This is a genomic window from Mycobacterium sp. 852014-52450_SCH5900713, assembly GCF_001667075.1.
Taxonomy (GTDB): domain Bacteria; phylum Actinomycetota; class Actinomycetes; order Mycobacteriales; family Mycobacteriaceae; genus Mycobacterium.
This window is the reverse complement of the sequence record NZ_LZIL01000062.1, coordinates 20,842-40,683: the sequence shown is the minus strand read 5'-3', so window position 1 is coordinate 40,683 and position 19,842 is coordinate 20,842. Positions and strand designations below refer to the sequence as shown.

The following is a 19,842-nucleotide window of genomic DNA, read 5'->3' as shown; positions in this document are numbered from 1 at the left end:
CGAATCAGGTTAGCGTCGGGTCCGGGGGAGCCGCGGCCAAGGCTTCATCAACGGTGGGATAGAGGTCGATGAACTCGTCGAGGCCCACGATGCGCAGCGGCCGGCTGGTGGCCGAGCCGTCGGCGGCCACCCGCAGTGACGTCGGGCTGTTCTCGGTCAGGCGATGCACCTCGACCAGCACGGTGATGCCGGCAGAGGACAAGAAATCGACCTCGGTGAGGTCGATGACGAGCACCGCGGGCGTGTCGGCCAGGGCAATGTCTATATGCGTGGCGAGCGAGGGCGCGGTGATGATGTCCACCACACCACTGACCTGCAACACCACCGCGTCACCGGCATCGCGGCGGCTGACCCAGAACTCCTCGCTCCTCACCATCCGAACGTACTGTCTACCCCGCAACGCGCCATCACCCGGGCCGACTCTTGGCCGGGAGGGTTCGGTCAGCGCCGCTGCGCGCGGACGTACCAGAACGCCATTTCGACCTGCGCGCCCTCGACCTCGCGGCGCATCGTGGCGGGCTCCAGCGACGCGATGTCCCAGCCCGCGCCATCGAGGACGTCGCGCAGCGTGGACTCCGAGACCGCGGGCCGGGGCCACCGCTCGTCCGGGGCGTTGGCGTCGGAGAAGCAGCTGATCAGCAGCGTGGCGCCCGGCCTGGTCGCGCGGTGCACCGCGACGGCGTAGTTGCGCTTGCCGTCGTCGTCGAGGCAGTGGAACATCCCGCTGTCGATGACGGTGTCGAACGCATCGGTATAGCCCTCCAGCTTGGTGGAGTCGGCCACCGCGAACGTCACGTCGACCCCGGCGTCATGGGCCCGGCGCTGTGCGGTGACCAGCGCGGTGGGCGAGATGTCCAGCCCGGTGACCCGGAACCCGTTCTGCGCGAGGTAGATGGCGTTGTCGCCGAGCCCGCAGCCGATGTCCAGGACGTCGCCGTGGACCCAGCCGCCGGCGTGCCACGCGATGACGTTGTCCTTGGGCGCCTTGGTGTCCCACGGGGGTGTGGGCATCGGCGGGATGCCTTCGCCGGGGCTCTCGCCGCGGTAGAGCGCGTCGAAGTCCATTTGCTGCAATCTGGAGAAGCCCGAGCCCGTCATTTTCGCCAGGGTAGCGCGGCGCGGTGTCGCCGTGTGAGCACACATCTTGACGTATCGCGGCCAAATTTCATCACGGTTTCGGTTGCGCAAAGGTACTGCAGCGTGCCCGCGATGCAAGGGCCGGTATCGCCTGCTTGGCTTTAGTGTTGGGTGCATGGCCGAACTGAACACCTGCGTGAAGCGCTGGCGCGCAGCGCTTCACGTATCCGTGTCGGCATTGATGGTTGCCATCCTCGCACTGGCCGGCACCCCGGTAGCTCACGCGGCTGCGGCATCGGCGACGTTGTCGGTGGAACATGCGTGGCAGACCGGTTTCATCGCCAACTTCACCGTCACCAACTTGAGCATGGCGCCGCTAACCGATTGGCGGCTCGACTTCGACATGCCGGCGGGACAATCCGTCGTGCACACGTGGAACAGCACCATCACCCAATCGGGCACCCACTTCGTTCTCACCCCCGCGAACTGGAATCGCAGTATCGCACCGGGTGGTTCAGCCACGGGTGGCCTGAGAGGCGTGGTGAGCGGTTCCTTCACGCCGCCGTCGAATTGTCTGCTCAACGGGCAATACCCCTGCACCTAGCGGCGGCTGCGCACTGAGACTCGCGGGTAGCGCGGTCGAAGTCCCTTCGCTGCGGTGGGCGAAACCCGAGCGCGGCGGGGCACCTGGGACGGGTGGGGCTCAGCGGGTGTTCGGGGACGGCACCACCCGTGCCTCGCACCGGCGCGCCTTCGAAGAAGTGCTACGCTGCCGGGCAGTCGACATCCTTTAACGATCCGTCCGGCGAGGCGGAGAAGGAGGTCAAGTCTCGTATGGGTGCTTTGGGTGAGAGCGGCGTGGGCCGCGAATCCCGGGAATTGATGTCGGCGGCCGACGTGGGCCGCACCATTTCCCGTATCGCACACCAGATCATCGAAAAGACCGCTCTGGATAGTCCCGACGCGCCGCGGGTGGTGCTGTTGGGCATCCCGACCCGCGGCGTGATCCTGGCCAAGCGCCTGGCCACCAACATCGCCGAGTACAGCGGTGTTCAGGTCGGCCACGGCGGGCTCGACATCACCCTTTACCGCGACGATCTGATGCAGAAGCCGCCGCGGCCGCTCGAGGCCACCTCGATCCCCGCCGGCGGGATCGACGACGCGCTGGTGATCCTCATCGACGACGTGCTCTACTCCGGGCGCTCGGTGCGCTCCGCGCTGGACGCGCTGCGCGACGTCGGCCGCCCGCGGGTGGTGCAGCTGGCGGTGCTGGTCGACCGCGGCCACCGCGAACTGCCGCTGCGCGCCGACTACGTCGGCAAGAACGTCCCCACCTCCCGCAGCGAGAGCGTGCACGTGCTGCTGGCTGAGCAGGACGGTCGCGACGGGGTGGTGATCTCGCGATGACGCGTCACCTGCTGGCCGCCGGCGACCTGAGCCGCGACGAGGCCACCGCCATCCTCGACGACGCGGACCGGTTCGCCGAGGCGCTGGTGGGCCGCGAGATCAAGAAGCTGCCGACGCTGCGCGGCCGCACCGTGATCACGATGTTCTATGAGAACTCCACCCGCACCCGGGTGTCGTTCGAGGTGGCCGGCAAGTGGATGAGCGCCGACGTCATCAACGTCAGCGCGGCCGGATCGTCGGTGGGCAAGGGGGAGTCGCTGCGCGACACCGCGCTGACACTGCGGGCGGCCGGCGCCGACGCGCTGATCATCCGTCATCCGGCGTCCGGGGCGGCGCACCTGCTCGCCGACTGGACGTGCGCCGGCAACGACTCCGGGCCGTCGGTGATCAACGCCGGGGACGGCACCCACGAGCACCCGACGCAGGCGCTGCTGGATGCGCTCACCATCCGCCAGCGCCTGGGCGGCATCGAGGGCCGGCGCATCGTGATCGTCGGCGACATCCTGCACAGCCGGGTCGCCCGCTCCAACGTCATGCTGCTGAACACCCTGGGCGCCGAGGTGGTGCTGGTGGCGCCGCCGACGCTGTTGCCGGTCGGGGTCGACGGGTGGCCGGTCACCGTGACAGGCGACTTCGACGCCGAGTTGCCCGCCGCCGACGCCGTGTTGATGCTGCGGGTGCAGGCCGAGCGGATGAACGGCGGCTTCTTTCCGTCGGTGCGCGAATACTCCGCCCGCTACGGGCTTTCCGATCGCCGCCAGGCCATGCTGCCCGGCCACGCCGCAGTGCTGCACCCTGGGCCGATGCTGCGCGGCATGGAGATCGCGTCGTCGGTGGCCGACTCGTCGCAATCGGCCGTGCTGCAACAGGTTTCCAACGGTGTGCACGTGCGCATGGCGGTGCTGTTCCATGTGCTGGTGGGAGCGGAATCCGCAGGAGAAGAGGGCGTGGCATGAGCGTGCTGATCCGCGGGGTCCGATTGTACGGCGAGGGCGATCGGGTCGACGTGCTGGTCGATGACGGCCAGATCGCCGAAATCGGTGCGGGCCTTGAGATTCCCGACACCGCGGACGTCGTCGACGCCACCGGTCACGTGCTGCTGCCGGGACTGGTCGACCTGCACACCCATCTGCGCGAACCCGGCCGCGAGTACGCCGAGGACATCGAAACCGGTTCGGCCGCAGCGGCGTTGGGCGGCTACACCGCGGTGTTCGCGATGGCCAACACCAACCCGGTCGCCGACAGCCCGGTGGTCACCGACCACGTGTGGCACCGCGGCCAACAGGTCGGCCTGGTCGACGTGCACCCCGTCGGCGCCGTCACCGTCGGACTGGCCGGCGCCGAGCTCACCGAGATGGGCATGATGGCGGCCGGGGCCGGCCAGGTCCGGATGTTCTCGGACGACGGCATCTGCGTGCACGACCCGCTGGTGATGCGCCGCGCCCTCGAGTACGCCACGGGCCTGGGGGTGCTCATCGCCCAGCACGCCGAGGAACCCAGGCTGACCGTCGGCGCCGTCGCCCACGAGGGACCGACCGCCGCCCGGTTGGGGCTTTCGGGATGGCCGCGGGCCGCCGAGGAATCGATCGTCGCCCGCGACGCGCTGCTGGCGCGCGACGCCGGCGCCCGCGTCCACATCTGCCACGCGTCCACCGCGGGCACCGTCGAGATCGTGAGATGGGCCAAGGAACAAGGGATCTCGATCACCGCCGAGGTCACCCCGCATCACCTGATGCTCGACGACGGCAGGCTGGCCAGCTACGACGGCCGCAATCGCGTCAACCCGCCGCTGCGCGAGGCCGCCGACGCGGTGGCGTTGCGCCAGGCCCTGGCCGACGGTGTCATCGACTGTGTGGCCACCGATCATGCCCCGCACGCCGAGCACGAGAAGTGCGTGGAGTTCGCCGCGGCCCGACCCGGCATGCTGGGTCTGCAGACCGCGCTGTCGGTCGTGGTGCAGACGATGGTGACGCCCGGGCTGTTGACCTGGCGCGACGTCGCGCGGGTGATGAGTGAAAACCCCGCGCGCATCGTCGGGCTGCCCGATCACGGCCGCCCGCTGGAAGTGGGGGAGCCGGCCAACCTGACGGTGGTGGATCCCGACGCCACCTGGACGGTCGCCGGATCGGATCTGGCCAGCCGGTCGGCCAACACGCCATTCGAGTTGATGGCCCTGCCCGCCACCGTGACGGCGACCCTGTTGCGCGGCAAGGTCACCGCTCGAGACGGGAAGTGCCCGGTATGAATTCAGGCACGCTGGTGGGGTCGCTGATCTTCGCGGCCGTGCTGGTGGTGGTGATCGCGGTGGTGATCCAGCTGATGATGCGCGGCTGGCGGCGCCGCTCGCTGCGGCAGGCGGAGCTGATCGGCGACCTGCCCGACGTGCCCGACCAGGTGGGCGCGGTGATCGCCACCACCCGCGGCCACTATTGCGGTTCCATGATGGCGCCGGATTGGAACGAGCGGATCGCGGCCGGCGATCTGGGTTACCGAAGCAAAGGGGTGCTGACCCGCTACTCCGGCGGAATCATGGTGGAACGGCTGCGGGCCAAACCGATTTGGATTCCGGAGGACTCGATCAGCGCTATCCGGATGGAGCGCAGCATGGGAGGCAGGGCGCCGGCCCGGATCGGGATATTGGCGATTCGGTGGCGGCTGCCATCGGGAGTCGAGATCGACACCGGCTTTCGCGCCAACCACCGCGACGACTACGCCGAGTGGCTGAAAGAGGAAGCAGCGTGACGAACAAGGCCCTACTGGTACTCGAGGACGGGCGGGTCTTCACCGGCACGCCGTTCGGCAAGGTCGGCGAAACGCTGGGCGAGGCCGTGTTTTCCACCGGCATGTCCGGCTACCAGGAGACGCTGACCGATCCCAGCTACCACCGGCAGATCGTGGTGGCCACCGCGCCACAGATCGGCAACACCGGTTGGAACACCGAGGACGGTGAGAGCCGGGGCGACAAGATCTGGGTCGCCGGCTACGCGGTGCGTGACCCGTCGCCGCGCGCGTCCAACTGGCGCGCCACCGGCACCCTGGAGGACGAGCTGGTGCGCCAGCACATCGTCGGGATCGCCGGCATCGACACCCGGGCGGTGGTGCGCCACCTGCGCACCCGCGGATCGATGAAGGCGGGGGTGTTCTCCGGTGCGGCGCTCGCCGATCCGGCCGAGCTGGTGGAGCGGGTGCGGGGGCAGCAGTCCATGCTGGGTGCCGACCTCGCCGGCGAGGTCAGCACCCCGGAGCGCTACATCGTGGAACCCGAAGGACCGCAACGCTTCACGGTGGTCGCGCTGGACCTGGGCATCAAGACCAACACCCCACGGAACTTCGCGCGCCGCGGCGTCCGCAGCCATGTGCTGCCGTCGTCGACGAGCTTCGAGCAGATCGCCGACATCAAGCCCGACGGCGTCTTCTTGTCCAACGGTCCCGGCGACCCCGCGACCGCCGACCACGTCGTCGCGCTCACCCGCGAGGTGCTGGGCGCCGGGATACCGTTGTTCGGCATCTGCTTCGGCAACCAGATCCTGGGCCGGGCGCTGGGCCTGTCCACGTACAAGATGGTCTTCGGTCACCGCGGCATCAACATCCCGGTCATGGACCACGCCACCGGGCGGGTGGCGGTGACCGCACAAAATCACGGCTTCGCGCTGGAAGGCGAGGCGGGCCAATCCTTCGACACGCCGTTCGGGCAGGCCGTCGTCAGCCACACCTGCGCCAACGACGGTGTGGTCGAGGGCGTCAAACTCGCTGACGGGCGGGCGTTCTCGGTGCAGTATCACCCCGAGGCCGCCGCCGGGCCCCACGACGCGGAATACCTGTTCGACCAATTCATCGAGCTGATGGCCGCCCAACAAAGCGAAAGGGGGCGCTAGTGCCGCGTCGCACCGACTTGCGTCACGTGCTGGTGATCGGTTCGGGGCCGATCGTCATCGGCCAGGCGGCCGAATTCGATTACTCCGGTACCCAGGCCTGCCGGGTGCTGCGAGCGGAGGGGCTGCAGGTCAGCCTGATCAACTCCAATCCGGCCACCATCATGACCGACCCGGAGTACGCCGACCACACCTACGTCGAGCCCATCACCCCGGCGTTCGTCGAGCGGGTGATCGCCCAGCAGGCCGAGCGCGGCAACAAGATCGACGCGCTGCTGGCCACGCTGGGCGGGCAGACCGCGCTCAACACCGCGGTCGCGCTGTACGAGAACGGGGCGCTGGAGCGGCACGGCGTCGAGCTCATCGGGGCCGACATCGACGCCATCCAGCGCGGCGAGGACCGGCAGATGTTCAAGGACATCGTCGCCAAGGTCGGCGGTGAATCCGCCCGCAGCCGAGTGTGTTTCACCATGGAAGAGGTCCGCGAGACGGTCGAGGAGCTCGGGCTGCCGGTCGTGGTGCGGCCCAGCTTCACCATGGGCGGCCTCGGCTCGGGCATGGCGCGGTCCGTCGAGGAGGTCGACCGGATGGCCGGCGCCGGCCTGGCCGAAAGCCCCAGCGCCAACGTGCTGATCGAGGAGTCGATCTACGGCTGGAAGGAATTCGAGCTCGAGCTCATGCGCGACGGCAACGACAACGTGGTCGTGGTGTGCTCGATCGAGAACTTCGACCCGATGGGCGTGCACACCGGCGACTCGGTCACCGTCGCGCCGGCGATGACGCTGACCGACCGGGAATATCAGCGGATGCGGGACCTGGGCATCGCGATCCTGCGCGAAGTCGGGGTGGACACCGGCGGCTGCAACATCCAGTTCGCGATCAACCCGACCGACGGCCGACTGATCGTCATCGAGATGAATCCCCGGGTGTCGCGGTCCAGCGCGCTGGCGTCCAAGGCCACCGGCTTCCCGATCGCCAAGATCGCGGCCAAGCTGGCCATCGGGTACAGCCTCGACGAGATCGTCAACGACATCACCAAGGAAACGCCGGCCTGCTTCGAGCCCACACTCGACTACGTCGTCGTCAAGGCGCCGCGGTTCGCGTTCGAGAAGTTTCCCGGGGCGGACCCCACCCTGACCACCACGATGAAGTCCGTGGGCGAGGCAATGTCGTTGGGCCGCAACTTTATCGAGGCGCTCGGCAAGGTGATGCGATCGCTGGAGACCACCCGCGCGGGTTTTTGGACCAAGCCGGACCCGGACGGGGACGTCCACGAGGTGCTCGACCGGCTGCGCACCGCGACCGAGGGCCGGCTCTACGACATCGAATTGGCGCTGCGGCTGGGCGCCTCGGTCGAGCAGGTGGCCGAGGCCAGCGGGGTGGACCCATGGTTCGTCGCCCAGATCGGCGAGCTGGGCAAGCTGCGCACCGAGCTGCTCGACGCCCCGGTGCTCGACACCGACCTACTGCGCCGGGCCAAGCACAACGGGCTGTCGGACCGCCAGATCGCCGCGCTGCGGCCCGAGTTGGCGGGGGAGAACGGCGTGCGCTCGCTGCGTTCGCGGCTGGGCATCCACCCGGTGTACAAGACGGTGGACACCTGCGCGGCGGAGTTCGAGGCCAAGACGCCCTACCACTACAGCAGCTACGAACTCGACCCGGCGGCCGAGACGGAGGTGGCCCCGCAGACCGAGCGGCCCAAGGTGCTGATCCTCGGGTCCGGACCCAACCGCATCGGGCAGGGCATCGAATTCGACTACAGCTGCGTGCACGCGGCAACCACGTTGAGCCAGGCCGGTTTTGAGACTGTGATGGTCAACTCCAACCCCGAGACGGTGTCCACCGACTACGACACCGCCGACCGGCTGTACTTCGAGCCGCTGACGTTCGAGGACGTCTGCGAGGTGGTCCGCGCCGAGCAGCAGTCGGCCGGCGCCGGCCCAGGGGTGGTCGGCGTCATCGTGCAACTGGGCGGCCAGACCCCGCTCGGGCTGGCGCAGCGCCTCGCCGACGCCGGGGTCCCGATCGTGGGCACCCCGCCGGAGGCGATCGATTTGGCCGAGGACCGCGGCGCCTTCGGCGACGTGCTGCTGGGCGCCGGCTTGCCGGCGCCGAAATATGGCATGGCAACGACTTTCGCGCAGGCCCGCCGGATCGCCGACGAGATCGGTTATCCGGTGCTGGTGCGACCGTCATACGTGCTGGGCGGACGCGGGATGGAGATCGTCTACGACGAGGAGACGCTGGAGGGCTACATCACCCGCGCCACCGAGCTCTCACCCGAACACCCGGTGCTCGTCGACCGCTTCCTCGAGGACGCGGTGGAGATCGACGTCGACGCGCTGTGCGACGGCAGCGAGGTCTACATCGGCGGGATCATGGAGCACATCGAGGAGGCCGGCATCCACTCCGGTGACTCGGCGTGCGCGTTGCCGCCGGTCACGTTGGGCCGCAGCGACATCGAGAAGGTGCGCCACGCGACGGAGGCCATCGCGCATGGCATCGGGGTGATCGGGCTGCTCAACGTGCAGTACGCCCTGAAGGACGACGTGCTCTACGTCCTGGAGGCCAACCCGCGCGCCAGCCGCACGGTGCCGTTCGTATCCAAGGCCACCGCGATCCCGCTCGCCAAGGCGTGCGCCCGGATCATGTTGGGCGCCACCATTCCCCAGCTCCGCGCCGAAGGCCTGCTGGCGGCCTCCGGGGATGGCGCCCACGCGGCGCAGAACGCCCCGATCGCGGTGAAGGAGGCGGTGTTGCCGTTCCACCGCTTCCGCCGCGCCGACGGGGCCGCCATCGACTCACTGCTGGGCCCCGAGATGAAGTCGACCGGCGAGGTGATGGGCATCGACCGCGACTTCGGCAGCGCCTTCGCCAAGAGCCAGACCGCCGCGTACGGGTCGCTGCCGGCCGAGGGCACCATCTTCGTCTCGGTCGCCAACCGGGACAAGCGGTCGCTGGTGTTCCCCGTCAAGCGCCTCGCCGACCTGGGCTTCCGCGTCCTGGCCACCGAGGGCACCGCGGAGATGTTGCGCCGCAACGGGATTCCCTGCGACGAGGTGCGCAAGCACTTCGAGCCGGCGCAGCCGGGCCGCCCGGCGGTGTCCGCCGTCGACGCGATCAAGGCCGGTGAGGTCGACATGGTGATCAACACGCCCTACGGCAATTCCGGCCCCCGCATCGACGGCTACGAGATCCGTTCGGCCGCGGTGTCGGTCAACATCCCCTGCGTCACGACGGTGCAGGGCGCGTCGGCTGCCATCCAGGGCATCGAGGCCGGCATCCGCGGCGACATCGGCGTGCGGTCCCTGCAAGAACTGCACAGCCTCATGGGGCAGGGCGCCGCACCAAGCGAGGGCATCCGGTGACGCGGTTCGGCCTCCGGCTGGCCGAGGCCAAGGCGCAACGCGGCCCGCTGTGTGTGGGCATCGACCCGCACCCCGAGCTGCTACGCGCGTGGGATTTGCCGACCACCGCCGACGGACTGGCCGCGTTCTGCGACATCTGCGTCGAGGCGTTCGCCGGGTTCGCCGTCGTCAAGCCCCAGGTGGCGTTCTTCGAGCCCTACGGCGCCGCCGGGTTCGCAGTGCTGGAACGCACCATCGCCGCCCTGCGGTCGGTGGGCGTGCTGGTTCTGGCCGACGCGAAGCGCGGCGACATCGGCACCACGATGGCGGCGTATGCCGCCGCCTGGGCGGGAGACTCGCCGCTGGCCGCCGACGCCGTGACCGCCTCGCCATACCTGGGGTTCGGCTCGCTGCGGCCGCTGCTTGAGACCGCCGCCGCGCACGATCGTGGCGTGTTCGTGCTGGCGGCCACCTCCAACCCCGAGGGGGCGACCGTCCAGCGCGCCACGTTCGACGGCCGCACGGTCGCCCAGCTGGTCGTCGACCAGGCGGCGGTGGTGAACAAGTCCGCCACGCCGGCCGGGCCCGGATACGTCGGCGTGGTGGTGGGCGCGACGGTCCTCGAGGCACCCGACCTCAGCGCGCTGGGCGGACCGGTCCTGGTGCCGGGGCTGGGGGTGCAGGGCGGCCGGCCCGAGGCGCTCGCCGGGCTGGGTGGGGCGCATCCCGGCCAGCTGCTGCCCGCGGTGGCCCGCGAGGTGCTGCGCGCCGGGCCGGGAGTCCCCGAGCTGAGGGCGGCCGGCGAGCGGATGCTGGACGCGGTGGCCTATCTGGCAGCCCTCTAGACGCCCCGCTGGGCGCCGTCTGGGCCCCTGCGCACCGGAAACGCCACCGGGGTCGCGCCCGAGGCCCCAGGCGCGCGTCAGTCCGACGCTATCGACGTGCTGGGCCGGGCGGTCTCCACGATCACCGTGGTGGCCTTGACGACCGCCACGGCGACGCTGCCGGGCCGCAGCTGCAATTCCTCGGCGGCCTCGGTGCTCATCAGCGAGACGACGGTGAACGGCCCGCACTGCATCTCCACCTGGGCCATCACCTTGTCGCTGGTGACCTTGGTGACCAGGCCGACAAAGCGGTTGCGGGCCGAGCTGCCGATGCTGAGCGGGTCCGGCGGCGGGGCGGGCGCGTTGGTCCGGGAAAACCGGGCCAGGTCCTCGCTGGCGATGACCTTGCGGCCGGCCGCGTCGTGACTGACCGACAACGATCCTTGGTTGATCCATCGCCGGACGGTGTCGTCGCTGACTCCGAGCAGCTCAGCGGCCTGACGGATCCGCAGGTTCGACACCGCTAGATGGTAACCCGGCCGGTATTAGCTGGGGCTGGTACCAGCAATCGTCACCTGGTCGAAGCGCGCCGGAGGGCATCAGCGCGACACGCGCGACACGCGACGAAAAATGCGTGATCCCCGGCACGAGGGGTTTCCGGCCGTCGAGACCGCCCTTCGCCGCCGCCCCGGCGACGGCCACCGCGCCGCTCCGGTGCGCTAAAACCGCAGCTCAGAGCCCTGATCTCGGTGCCCGACACGGCGCTGCGACCGGCGGGACGGCACCAGTCGCGGACGTCGTCGGTGGCGTCCGGCGAACCGGATTTTCGGGCCGCGCGCGGGGCTCATGCTGGGAGTTTGTCCCCCGAACCAGGGGGTCGGGTTAGATTTCGTCAGGAGGCCTGAGTACGGTCGTCTGCGCTGGCTGAAGTGCCGGCGCAGACAAAAAGCGATCGATTGAGATTGATTGATCAGATACGGAGGAATCGTGGCCCTTCCCCAGTTGACCGACGAGCAGCGCGCGGCCGCGTTGGAGAAGGCGGCTGCCGCACGTCGAGCGAGAGCAGAGCTCAAGGACCGGCTGAAGCGCGGCGGCACCAACCTCACGCAGGTGCTCAAGGACGCCGAGACCGACGAAGTCCTGGGCAAGATGAAGGTTTCCGCGCTGCTTGAGGCGTTGCCCAAGGTGGGCAAGGTCAAAGCACAGGAAATCATGACCGAGCTGGAGATCGCCCCCACCCGCCGCCTGCGCGGCCTGGGCGATCGGCAGCGCAAGGCCCTGCTGGAAAAGTTCGGCTCCTAACCCGGCCTCGGCCAACCCGCCCTGTGGGCGCACCGGCCCGGGAGCGCCAGTGAGCGCCGGCGGGGGACCGGACGTCGAGCACGGGACGCGTCCCACGCCATCGGGCAAGGGACGCGTGGTCGTGCTGTCCGGTCCCTCCGCGGTCGGCAAGTCGACAGTGGTCCGGTGCCTGCGCGAGCGGATACCGGGCCTGCATTTCAGCGTCTCGGCCACGACGCGGTCGCCGCGGCCGGGCGAGATCGACGGCGTCGATTATCACTTCGTCAGCCCCGCCCGCTTCCAGCAGCTGATCGACGACGGCGCGCTGCTGGAGTGGGCCGACATCCACGGCGGACTGCACCGATCCGGCACCCTGGCCGAGCCGGTGCGCACCGCCACCGCAGCCGGGATCCCGGTGCTCATCGAGGTCGACCTGGCCGGCGCGAGGGCGGTCAAGAAGGCGATGCCCGAGGCCATCACCGTTTTCCTGGCCCCACCCAGCTGGGAAGATCTGGAGTCCAGGCTGGTCGGCCGCGGCACCGAAACACCGGAGGCCATGCGGCGCCGCCTCGAGACCGCCCGCGTCGAAATGGCGGCCAAGGACGACTTCGACGAGGTCGTGGTCAACAGTCAATTGGAGTCTGCGTGCGCAGAATTGGTATCCTTGCTGGTGGAAACTGCGCCGGCTCGGCATGAAGCGCCCGGCCAGACCAGTCAGACCAGATCCAATCGAGACTGAGCATCGAATTGCCAGCGGTAGTTAAGCCGTTTCGGGGCTCTGACCGCTTCGAACGTTGAGGAGATTGACCTAAGTGACCATTCCGCAGTCCGACGCCGCGTTGGCCGCCGTCCCCGATCGGTTTGACCCCTCTGCCGGAGGGCAGGGCGCCTACGACACCCCGCTGGGCATCACCAACCCGCCCATCGACGAGCTGCTGGACCGCGTGTCGAGCAAGTACGCCCTGGTGATTTACGCCGCCAAGCGGGCCCGCCAGATCAACGATTACTACAACCAGCTCGGCGAGGGCATCCTCGAATACGTTGGGCCGCTGGTCGAGCCGGGGCTTCAGGAGAAGCCGCTGTCGATCGCCCTGCGTGAAATCCACGCCGACCTGCTCGAGCACACCGAGGGCGAGTAACTAGGACGGGGCCGGGCAGGCTGTGGACCGTAAACGGATCGTCGTCGGCGTCTCCGGTGGCATCGCCGCCTACAAGGCGTGCACGGTCGTTCGTCAGCTCTCCGAGGCCGGCCACCTGGTCCGCGTCATCCCCACCGAATCCGCGCTGCGGTTCGTCGGGGCCGCCACGTTCGAGGCGCTCTCCGGCCAGCCGGTGCACACCGGGGTTTTCGAGAACGTCCCGGAGGTGCCGCACGTCCAGCTCGGGCAGAAGGCCGACCTGGTTCTGGTGGCGCCGGCCACCGCGGACCTGCTGGCGCGCGCGGTGCACGGCCGCGCCGACGACCTGCTGACCGCGACCCTGCTCACGGCGAGATGCCCGGTGTTGTTCGCGCCGGCGATGCACACCGAGATGTGGTTGCACCCGGCGACCGTCGACAACGTGGCGACGCTGCGGCGCCGTGGCGCGGTGGTGCTGGAACCCGCGTTCGGCCGGCTCACCGGCGCCGACAGCGGCTCGGGCCGGCTGCCCGAGGCGGAGGAGATCACCACGCTGGCCCAGCTGCTGCTGGAGCGCCACGATGCGCTTCCCTACGACCTCGCCGGATGCAAGGTGCTGGTGACCGCCGGCGGCACCCGCGAACCGATCGACCCGGTGCGCTTCATCGGCAACCGCAGCTCGGGCAAGCAGGGCTACGCGGTGGCCCGCGTCGCTGCCCAGCGGGGCGCCGAGGTCACCCTGATCGCCGGTCACACCGCCGGACTGATCGACCCCGCCGGCGTCGAAGTGGTCCACATCAGCTCCGCGGAGCAGCTCGGGGACGCGGTGGCCAAGCACGCCCCCGCGGCCGACGTGCTGGTGATGGCGGCGGCCGTCGCCGACTTCCGGCCCGCGCAGGTTTCCGCCGCCAAGATCAAAAAGGGTGACGAAGGGCCACCGGCGATCGAGCTGGTGCGCAACGACGACGTGCTGGCCGGCGCGGTGCGGGCACGCGCCAGCGGCGAGCTGCCCAACATGCGGGCCATCGTCGGGTTCGCCGCGGAGACGGGCGATGCCAACGGCGATGTGCTGTTTCACGCTCGCGCCAAGCTGCGCCGCAAGGGCTGCGACCTGTTGGTGGTCAACGCGGTGGGCGACGGCAGGGCGTTCGAGGTGGACAGCAACGACGGGTGGCTGCTCGCGTCCGACGGCACCGAGTCCGCACTGCAGCATGGCTCCAAGACGCTGATGGCCAGTCGTATCGTGGATGCGATCGCCACGTTCCTGCATGGCGGCGGGTAATAAGGTTCGGTTCTCCTGTGGCGCCAGGCCAGGTGCTGGCCGGACGACGCCCGCCGATATAATTCGGCTAACTAATTATTCGGAAGGATTGAGATTGTGAGCGAAAATGGTCGCCTGTTTACCAGTGAGTCGGTGACTGAGGGACATCCCGACAAGATCTGCGACGCGATCAGCGACTCGGTCCTCGACGCCCTGCTGGCGCAGGACCCCCGCTCACGTGTCGCGGTCGAGACGCTGGTGACCACCGGCCAGGTGCACGTCGTCGGCGAGGTGACGACGACGGCGAAGGAGGCATTCGCCGACATCACCAACACGGTCCGCGAGCGCATCCTCGAGATCGGCTACGACTCGTCGGACAAGGGTTTCGACGGGGCGTCGTGCGGGGTGAACATCGGCATCGGCGCGCAATCGCCCGACATCGCCCAGGGCGTCGACACCGCCTACGAGGCCCGGGTCGAGGGTGAGCAGGACCCGCTGGACGCGCAGGGCGCCGGTGACCAGGGTTTGATGTTCGGCTACGCGATCGCCGACACCCCCGAACTGATGCCGCTGCCCATCGCGCTGGCCCACCGCCTGTCCCGGCGGCTGACCGAGGTGCGCAAGAACGGCGTCCTGCCCTACCTTCGCCCGGACGGCAAGACTCAGGTCACCATCGAATACGAGGACAACGTTCCGGTCCGCCTCGACACCGTGGTGATCTCCACCCAGCACGCGGCCGACATCGACCTGGAGCACACCCTGACCCCCGATCTCCGGGAAAAGGTGGTCAACACCGTCCTCGACGATTTGGCACACGACACGTTGGACACCTCGTCGACGCGGTTGCTCTTCAACCCGACCGGCAAGTTCGTCCTGGGCGGCCCGATGGGCGACGCGGGGCTGACCGGCCGCAAGATCATCGTCGACACGTACGGCGGGTGGGCCCGCCACGGTGGCGGCGCCTTCTCCGGCAAGGATCCGTCCAAGGTGGACCGCTCGGCGGCCTACGCGATGCGCTGGGTGGCCAAGAACATCGTCGCCGCCGGCCTGGCGGAGCGGGTCGAGGTGCAGGTGGCCTACGCCATCGGCAAAGCCGCCCCCGTCGGCTTGTTCGTCGAGACCTTCGGCACCGCCACGGTCGACCCGGTCAAGATCGAGAAGATCGTCCCGGAGGTGTTCGACCTGCGTCCCGGCGCCATCATCCGCGATTTGGACCTGCTACGCCCGATCTACGCGCAGACCGCCGCCTACGGCCACTTCGGCCGCACCGACATCGAGCTGCCGTGGGAGCAGCTGAACAAGGTCGACGACCTCAAGCGCGCCGTCTAGGGGACTCGACGATAAGACCCGAAATCGCGTGAATCACCAAGGCAAACGGTGATTTTGCGTCCGTTCGCGGGCACCGGCGTCAGCCGGTGAATCGGTAGTCGTCGAGGTCGAACCGCCGGCTGCGCCAATAGGCCTCCACCGTGGTGGTGGGGCGCAGCGGCACGTCGCCGTTCTTGTCGAAGTAGTAGCTGTTGGCGAGCCGGCAGCTGTCCTGCCAGAAGATCTGCCGGTGCCGTCGGCGCATCATCTCGTCGAAGTACCGGTCGTTGGCTTCCTCGGTGACCTCGACGCGCGTCGCGCCCTGGCGCTCGGCCCGTTTCAGGCACCGCACGATGTGGTGGGTTTGCGTCTCGATGAGCGCGAAATATGACGAGCCGACGTAGCCGTAGGGGCCGAACACCGTGAACAGGTTGGGGAAATCGGGGATGCTGACGCCCTCGTAGGCCTGCAGCCGGTGTTCGTCCCAGAACCGGCTCAGGGATTTGCCGCCGCTTCCGGTGACCGCGAACGTCGGGACGTCGTCGGGGTCCATCACTTTGAACCCGGTGGCCAGGATCAGCACGTCGACTTCGTGGTCCGCGCCGTCGGTGGTGGCCACGGCCGACGGCGTTATCTTGTCGATCGGCTCGGTGACCAGCCGCACGTTGTCCCGGTTGAACGTGGCCAGGTACTCGTTGTGGAAGCCGGGGCGCTTGCAGCCGACCGCGTAGCGCGGGGTGAGTTGATCGCGCACCGTCGGGTCGTGAACCTGTTTGCGCAGATAGGCCAGCCCCGCCGACTCCATCCTCTTGGCCAGCGGGATGACCGTGAAATAGTGCGCGGAGATCGGGAAGGTGACTTCGACGAAGGCCTGGCTCAGTAACCGCTGCACGACCTTTCCCCCGGGGATCCGCATCGCCCAGCGGGCCGGTGCGGGCAGCGCGACGTCCAGCTTGGGGAAGCACCAGATCGGGGTGCGCTGAAAAATGGTGAGCTGCTTGACAATCGGCGCGATTTCGGGAATGACCTGGACGGCCGAGGCGCCGGTGCCGATGATCGCGACGCGCTTGCCGCTCAGGTCCTGGTCGTGATCCCAGCGCGCGGTGTGCATCGTGATGCCGCCGAAGCTGTCCACGCCGTCGATGTCGGGCAGGTTGGGGACGGTGAGCACCCCGCAGGCGCTGATCAGGAATCGGGCAGTCACCGTGCCGCCGGGGTCGGTCTGCACCCGCCACAGGCAATGCTCGTCGTCGAACTCGGCGGCTTGCACTTTGGTGTTCAACCGGATTCGGGATCGGAGCCCGTATTTGTCGACGCAGTGTTCCGCATACGCCTTGAGCTCGCGCCCCCGCGCGTAGGTCCGCGACCAATCCGGGCTCTGCTCGAAGGAGAACTGGTAGGAGAACGACGGAATGTCCACGGCGATACCGGGATAGGTGTTCCAGTGCCACGTCCCGCCGACCCCGTCGCCAGCCTCGACGACGAGATAGTTCGACAGTCCGGCGTTGTCGAGCTTGATGGCGGCGCCGATTCCGGAGAAGCCGGCGCCCACGATCAGCGTGTGGTAGTCGGGAGTGCTGCTCATCGGTGTCCGCCTAGGGGTGGAGTGCCTTCTTGAGTGCGGCCAGCCCCCGGTCGGTGGCATCGCCGGCCGCGGGTATCACCAGAGCGAAGCTGGCGTAGCCGTGCACCAGGTTCGGTTCGTTGCTCAATTCCGCGGGCACGCCGGCGCTGTCCAGCAGCTCGGCGTAGCGCGCCCCGTCGTCGCGCAGCGGATCGTGTTCGGCGGTCCCGATGTAGGCGGGCGGCAACCCGGACAGGTCCGTCGCGTTCGCCGGGGCGAGGGTGACGGGCAGCGCCGTCGGGTCACTGATGTCGAGGTCGGGCAGATACCAGGACAGGAACGCGTCGATGACGTCGCGGTCCAGGATGGGTGCGTTGGCGTTTTCGGTGTACGACGGCAGCGACAGGTCCGCGGTGACGACCGGGTACCACAGCAGCTGGAAGCTGAGCTCGGGTCCGGCGTTCTCGTTGGCCAGATGCGCCATCACGGCGGCCAGGTTGCCGCCGGCCGAGTCGCCGGCGACCGCGATGCGGGTGGGGTCGCCGCCCAGCTCGGCGGCGTGCTCGGCGACCCACTGCAACGCCGCCCAGGAGTCGTTGACCCCGGCCGGGAACGGATGCTCGGGCGCCAGCCGGTAGTCGACGGACACCACGATGGCCTCGGCGCCGACGGCGTGCGCGCGGGCCAGGGGGTCGTGGGTGTCCAGGCCGCCGAGGCAGAAGCCGCCGCCGTGGTAGAAGACGACGACGGGCAACGCCTCCTCCGGCTCCAGGGGCGGCCAGTAGATGCGCACGGGGATGTCGGTGAGCCCCCCGTGACCGATCATGCGGTCCTCGATGCGCAGGTCCGGCAGCATTTCGGGCGGCACCTGGAGCAACCGCAGGCGCGAGCGTGCAACCTCCACGCCGTCGGCCGCGCTGAAGGTCATCGGGAAGGCGTCGAGCAACGCCTTGAACGTCGGATCGATGCCGGGTCGGGCGAAGGTGGGCTCCGTCATGGATTCACCGTACGCCCCACATTTACCCGCGCAGCCCGGTTCGCAGGGCGCTCAACCCGCGTTCCATCGCGGCGGTGGCCGCGGGCACCACACCGCCGTAACCGAGATAGCCGTGCACCAGGTTCTCGGCGTTGTGCACCTCGACCAAAACGCCCGCTTCGGCCAGCCGCTCGCCGTACCGAATGCCGTCGTCGCGCAGCGGGTCGTGACCCGCGACGGCGATGTAGGCGGGCGGCAGGTTGGACACGTCCGCGGCGCGTCCCGGCGCCATACCCGGTGGCGGGGCGGATAAGTCGACTTCGCCCGCGTACCAACGCGAGAACTCGGCGACGGCCTTGACATCCAGGATCGGCGCGGCGGCGTTTTCGGTGAAGGACGGCAGCGAGGCGTCCCACATGGTGGAGGGATACCACAGCAGCTGGAACGCGATGAGCGGTGCGCCGCTATCACGCGCCCGCTGTGCCGTTACGGCCGTGATGGTTCCGCCGGCTGAATCCCCGGCCAGGGCCAACCGATTCGGATCACCGCCCAATTCGCCGGCGTGCTCGGCGGTCCAAAGCGTTGCGGCCCAAGCGTCTTCGATGGCGGCGGGGTAGGGATGCTCGGGCGCCAACCGGTAGTCGACGGACACCACGATCGCGTCGGCGCCCACCGCGTGCTGGCGGGCCGTGCCGTCGTAGCTGTCGAGGTCACCCACGACGAACCCGCCGCCGTGGAAGTACAGCACGACGGGCGGCGCGATACTACCGGTGCTCACGCCCGAATCGATTGGCGGCCAATAGATCCGGATGCCGATCGACCCTGCCGGACCGGGAATGGCGCGGTCTTCGACGCGCAGCTCGGGATGCAGTGGCCGGCGTGGCAGGTCGCGGAACCGCTGCCGCGCCGCATCAACACCGTCGTCGGCGGATAGCCGGAAGGGAACCGCATCCAGTACCTTCTGCAGGATGGGGTCGATCGCGGGCTTTTCGTCGGCTGTGTTATCCAAGCTTGGCATGGACGTACCGTACGCACCGCGTCTGGTCTTCGGCGGCTGGGTGGTGGCCGGCTGGGCGGCGCTCGGCTATGGCGTCTACCTGACGGTGTTGGCGCTGGGTTCGCCGCCGGGAACCGAGCTGACCGGGCACTGGGTGCTCCAGCCGCTGTTCAAGGCGTCGATGGCGTTGTTGCTGACCGCCGCCGCGGTCGGCCACGCCGTCGTCCGCGAGCGGCGGTGGCTGATGCCGGCGCTGCTGCTGTCGGCCATCGGCGACTGGGCGCTGGCGATCCCGTGGTGGGAGCCGTCCTTCGTAGTGGGCCTGGGCGCATTCCTGTTGGCGCACTTGTGCTTCCTGGGCGCGCTCCTGCCCCTGGCGGCGAGGCGTCCGTCGAAGCCGCGCATCGCCGCCGTGGTGGCCATGTGCCTGGCCACCATCGCGCTGCTGGCGTGGTTCTGGCCGCATCTGGACAAACTGAGGCTTCCGGTGACGGCCTACATCCTCGTGCTGACCGCAATGGTGTGCGCCGCGCTGGTGGCGCAGCTGCCGACGATCTGGACGGCGGTGGGGGCGGTGTGTTTCGCGGCGTCCGATTCGCTGATCGCCATCGGCCGCTTCATCCTGGGCAACGAGGCACTGGCGGTGCCGATCTGGTGGTCCTACGCCGCCGCGCTGATCCTGATGACGGCCGGGTTCTTCTTCGGTCGTGAGGCACCGGCCGACGCCGCTACCCCGGAACCGGCCGAAAGCTGACCCGGACGGTAAAGGCGTTGAGCAGCAACCTGTTTCGACGCGGGGTGCCGTGAGCG

At 69.0% G+C, this 19,842-nt stretch carries 20 protein-coding genes; 14 read left to right on the top strand and 6 right to left on the bottom strand.

Features of this window, described 5'->3' with window-relative positions; translation table 11 throughout:
* Nucleotides 1-4: 4 nt before the first annotated feature.
* A complete protein-coding gene (locus tag A5773_RS18970) occupies nucleotides 5-373 on the bottom strand; it encodes an STAS domain-containing protein (RefSeq protein ID WP_232001892.1) in 369 nt (122 codons plus the stop codon).
* 68 nt (nucleotides 374-441) lie between these two features.
* Nucleotides 442-1,074, bottom strand: coding sequence for a class I SAM-dependent methyltransferase (locus A5773_RS18965; RefSeq protein WP_156744899.1), 633 nt, complete (start codon nucleotides 1,072-1,074; stop codon nucleotides 442-444).
* A gap of 178 nt (nucleotides 1,075-1,252) precedes the next feature.
* Here A5773_RS18965 and A5773_RS18960 point away from each other — a divergent pair, with 178 nt between their 5' ends.
* From A5773_RS18960 to pyrF, 8 genes are all read left to right on the top strand, one after another.
* A complete protein-coding gene (locus A5773_RS18960) occupies nucleotides 1,253-1,681 on the top strand; it encodes a cellulose-binding domain-containing protein (protein ID WP_067792105.1) in 429 nt (142 codons plus the stop codon).
* Nucleotides 1,682-1,911: 230 nt separating this feature from the next.
* Entirely contained in the window at nucleotides 1,912-2,484 is a 573-nt protein-coding gene (gene pyrR, locus A5773_RS18955; RefSeq protein ID WP_067792102.1) for a bifunctional pyr operon transcriptional regulator/uracil phosphoribosyltransferase PyrR, read from the top strand.
* Complete coding sequence (locus A5773_RS18950) at nucleotides 2,481-3,440, top strand: aspartate carbamoyltransferase catalytic subunit (protein ID WP_066945169.1); 960 nt, start codon at nucleotides 2,481-2,483, stop codon at nucleotides 3,438-3,440. The genes pyrR and A5773_RS18950 overlap by 4 nt, the downstream gene beginning before the upstream one ends.
* Nucleotides 3,437-4,729 carry a dihydroorotase gene (locus A5773_RS18945; protein ID WP_067792099.1) on the top strand — a complete coding sequence of 431 codons (1,293 nt, stop codon included), beginning with the start codon at nucleotides 3,437-3,439 and terminating at the stop codon, nucleotides 4,727-4,729. Before A5773_RS18950 ends, A5773_RS18945 begins: the two co-directional genes overlap by 4 nt.
* Nucleotides 4,726-5,226, top strand: coding sequence for a transporter (locus A5773_RS18940; RefSeq protein ID WP_066945163.1), 501 nt, complete (start codon nucleotides 4,726-4,728; stop codon nucleotides 5,224-5,226). The genes A5773_RS18945 and A5773_RS18940 overlap by 4 nt, the downstream gene beginning before the upstream one ends.
* The gene (carA, locus tag A5773_RS18935) at nucleotides 5,223-6,359 is read left to right on the top strand and encodes a glutamine-hydrolyzing carbamoyl-phosphate synthase small subunit (protein ID WP_066945160.1); all 1,137 of its coding nucleotides are present in this window, start codon (nucleotides 5,223-5,225) and stop codon (nucleotides 6,357-6,359) included. The genes A5773_RS18940 and carA overlap by 4 nt, the downstream gene beginning before the upstream one ends.
* Nucleotides 6,359-9,724: a carbamoyl-phosphate synthase large subunit gene (gene carB / locus A5773_RS18930; protein WP_067792096.1), complete on the top strand. Its 3,366-nt coding sequence runs from the start codon at nucleotides 6,359-6,361 to the stop codon at nucleotides 9,722-9,724. The genes carA and carB overlap by 1 nt, the downstream gene beginning before the upstream one ends.
* Nucleotides 9,721-10,548 carry an orotidine-5'-phosphate decarboxylase gene (gene pyrF, locus A5773_RS18925; RefSeq protein ID WP_066945154.1) on the top strand — a complete coding sequence of 276 codons (828 nt, stop codon included), beginning with the start codon at nucleotides 9,721-9,723 and terminating at the stop codon, nucleotides 10,546-10,548. Before carB ends, pyrF begins: the two co-directional genes overlap by 4 nt.
* A 77-nt stretch (nucleotides 10,549-10,625) precedes the next feature.
* Here the strand turns inward: pyrF and A5773_RS18920 are convergent, their stop codons facing one another.
* Nucleotides 10,626-11,048, bottom strand: a complete 423-nt coding sequence (locus tag A5773_RS18920; protein ID WP_066945151.1) for a molybdopterin-binding protein — start codon at nucleotides 11,046-11,048, stop codon at nucleotides 10,626-10,628.
* Between the two features lie 466 nt (nucleotides 11,049-11,514).
* Here A5773_RS18920 and mihF point away from each other — a divergent pair, with 466 nt between their 5' ends.
* The 5 genes from mihF (at nucleotide 11,515) to metK (ending at nucleotide 15,516) form a co-directional block, all read left to right on the top strand.
* Entirely contained in the window at nucleotides 11,515-11,829 is a 315-nt protein-coding gene (gene mihF, locus A5773_RS18915; protein WP_007171927.1) for an integration host factor, actinobacterial type, read from the top strand.
* Nucleotides 11,830-11,878: 49 nt separating this feature from the next.
* Entirely contained in the window at nucleotides 11,879-12,547 is a 669-nt protein-coding gene (gene gmk / locus A5773_RS18910) for a guanylate kinase (protein WP_082948301.1), read from the top strand.
* Nucleotides 12,548-12,620: 73 nt separating this feature from the next.
* Complete coding sequence (rpoZ, locus tag A5773_RS18905) at nucleotides 12,621-12,947, top strand: DNA-directed RNA polymerase subunit omega (RefSeq protein ID WP_055403752.1); 327 nt, start codon at nucleotides 12,621-12,623, stop codon at nucleotides 12,945-12,947.
* 22 nt (nucleotides 12,948-12,969) lie between these two features.
* Nucleotides 12,970-14,208: a bifunctional phosphopantothenoylcysteine decarboxylase/phosphopantothenate--cysteine ligase CoaBC gene (coaBC, locus tag A5773_RS18900; RefSeq protein WP_067265140.1), complete on the top strand. Its 1,239-nt coding sequence runs from the start codon at nucleotides 12,970-12,972 to the stop codon at nucleotides 14,206-14,208.
* A 96-nt stretch (nucleotides 14,209-14,304) separates the two neighbouring features.
* On the top strand, nucleotides 14,305-15,516 hold the full coding sequence (gene metK, locus A5773_RS18895) for a methionine adenosyltransferase (protein WP_066945137.1): 1,212 nt from the start codon (nucleotides 14,305-14,307) through the stop codon (nucleotides 15,514-15,516).
* Between the two features lie 79 nt (nucleotides 15,517-15,595).
* On the opposite strand, the gene A5773_RS18890 is transcribed toward metK, so the two are convergent.
* The 3 genes from A5773_RS18890 to A5773_RS18880 are packed head-to-tail and all read right to left on the bottom strand — an operon-like array spanning nucleotide 15,596 to nucleotide 19,053.
* Nucleotides 15,596-17,080, bottom strand: coding sequence for an NAD(P)/FAD-dependent oxidoreductase (locus A5773_RS18890; protein WP_066945134.1), 1,485 nt, complete (start codon nucleotides 17,078-17,080; stop codon nucleotides 15,596-15,598).
* 10 nt (nucleotides 17,081-17,090) lie between these two features.
* Nucleotides 17,091-18,056, bottom strand: a complete 966-nt coding sequence (locus A5773_RS18885) for an alpha/beta hydrolase (RefSeq protein ID WP_066945131.1) — start codon at nucleotides 18,054-18,056, stop codon at nucleotides 17,091-17,093.
* Between the two features lie 22 nt (nucleotides 18,057-18,078).
* Nucleotides 18,079-19,053 carry an alpha/beta hydrolase gene (locus A5773_RS18880; protein ID WP_066945129.1) on the bottom strand — a complete coding sequence of 325 codons (975 nt, stop codon included), beginning with the start codon at nucleotides 19,051-19,053 and terminating at the stop codon, nucleotides 18,079-18,081.
* Here A5773_RS18880 and A5773_RS18875 point away from each other — a divergent pair.
* Nucleotides 19,052-19,786: a lysoplasmalogenase gene (locus A5773_RS18875; protein ID WP_066945125.1), complete on the top strand. Its 735-nt coding sequence runs from the start codon at nucleotides 19,052-19,054 to the stop codon at nucleotides 19,784-19,786. The two genes, A5773_RS18880 and A5773_RS18875, sit on opposite strands and share 2 nt — an antisense overlap.
* The last annotated feature ends 56 nt before the right edge of the window (nucleotides 19,787-19,842 follow it).

Coding starts and splice junctions, on each gene's coding strand:
- A5773_RS18960 (WP_067792105.1), top strand. CDS start 1,253: ATGGCCGAACTGAACACCTGCGTGAAGCGCTGGCGCGCAGCGCTTCAC.
- pyrR (WP_067792102.1), top strand. CDS start 1,912: ATGGGTGCTTTGGGTGAGAGCGGCGTGGGCCGCGAATCCCGGGAATTG.
- A5773_RS18950 (WP_066945169.1), top strand. CDS start 2,481: ATGACGCGTCACCTGCTGGCCGCCGGCGACCTGAGCCGCGACGAGGCC.
- A5773_RS18945 (WP_067792099.1), top strand. CDS start 3,437: ATGAGCGTGCTGATCCGCGGGGTCCGATTGTACGGCGAGGGCGATCGG.
- A5773_RS18940 (WP_066945163.1), top strand. CDS start 4,726: ATGAATTCAGGCACGCTGGTGGGGTCGCTGATCTTCGCGGCCGTGCTG.
- A5773_RS18890 (WP_066945134.1), bottom strand. CDS start 17,080: ATGAGCAGCACTCCCGACTACCACACGCTGATCGTGGGCGCCGGCTTC.
- A5773_RS18885 (WP_066945131.1), bottom strand. CDS start 18,056: ATGACGGAGCCCACCTTCGCCCGACCCGGCATCGATCCGACGTTCAAG.
- A5773_RS18875 (WP_066945125.1), top strand. CDS start 19,052: ATGGACGTACCGTACGCACCGCGTCTGGTCTTCGGCGGCTGGGTGGTG.
- A5773_RS18880 (WP_066945129.1), bottom strand. CDS start 19,053: ATGCCAAGCTTGGATAACACAGCCGACGAAAAGCCCGCGATCGACCCC.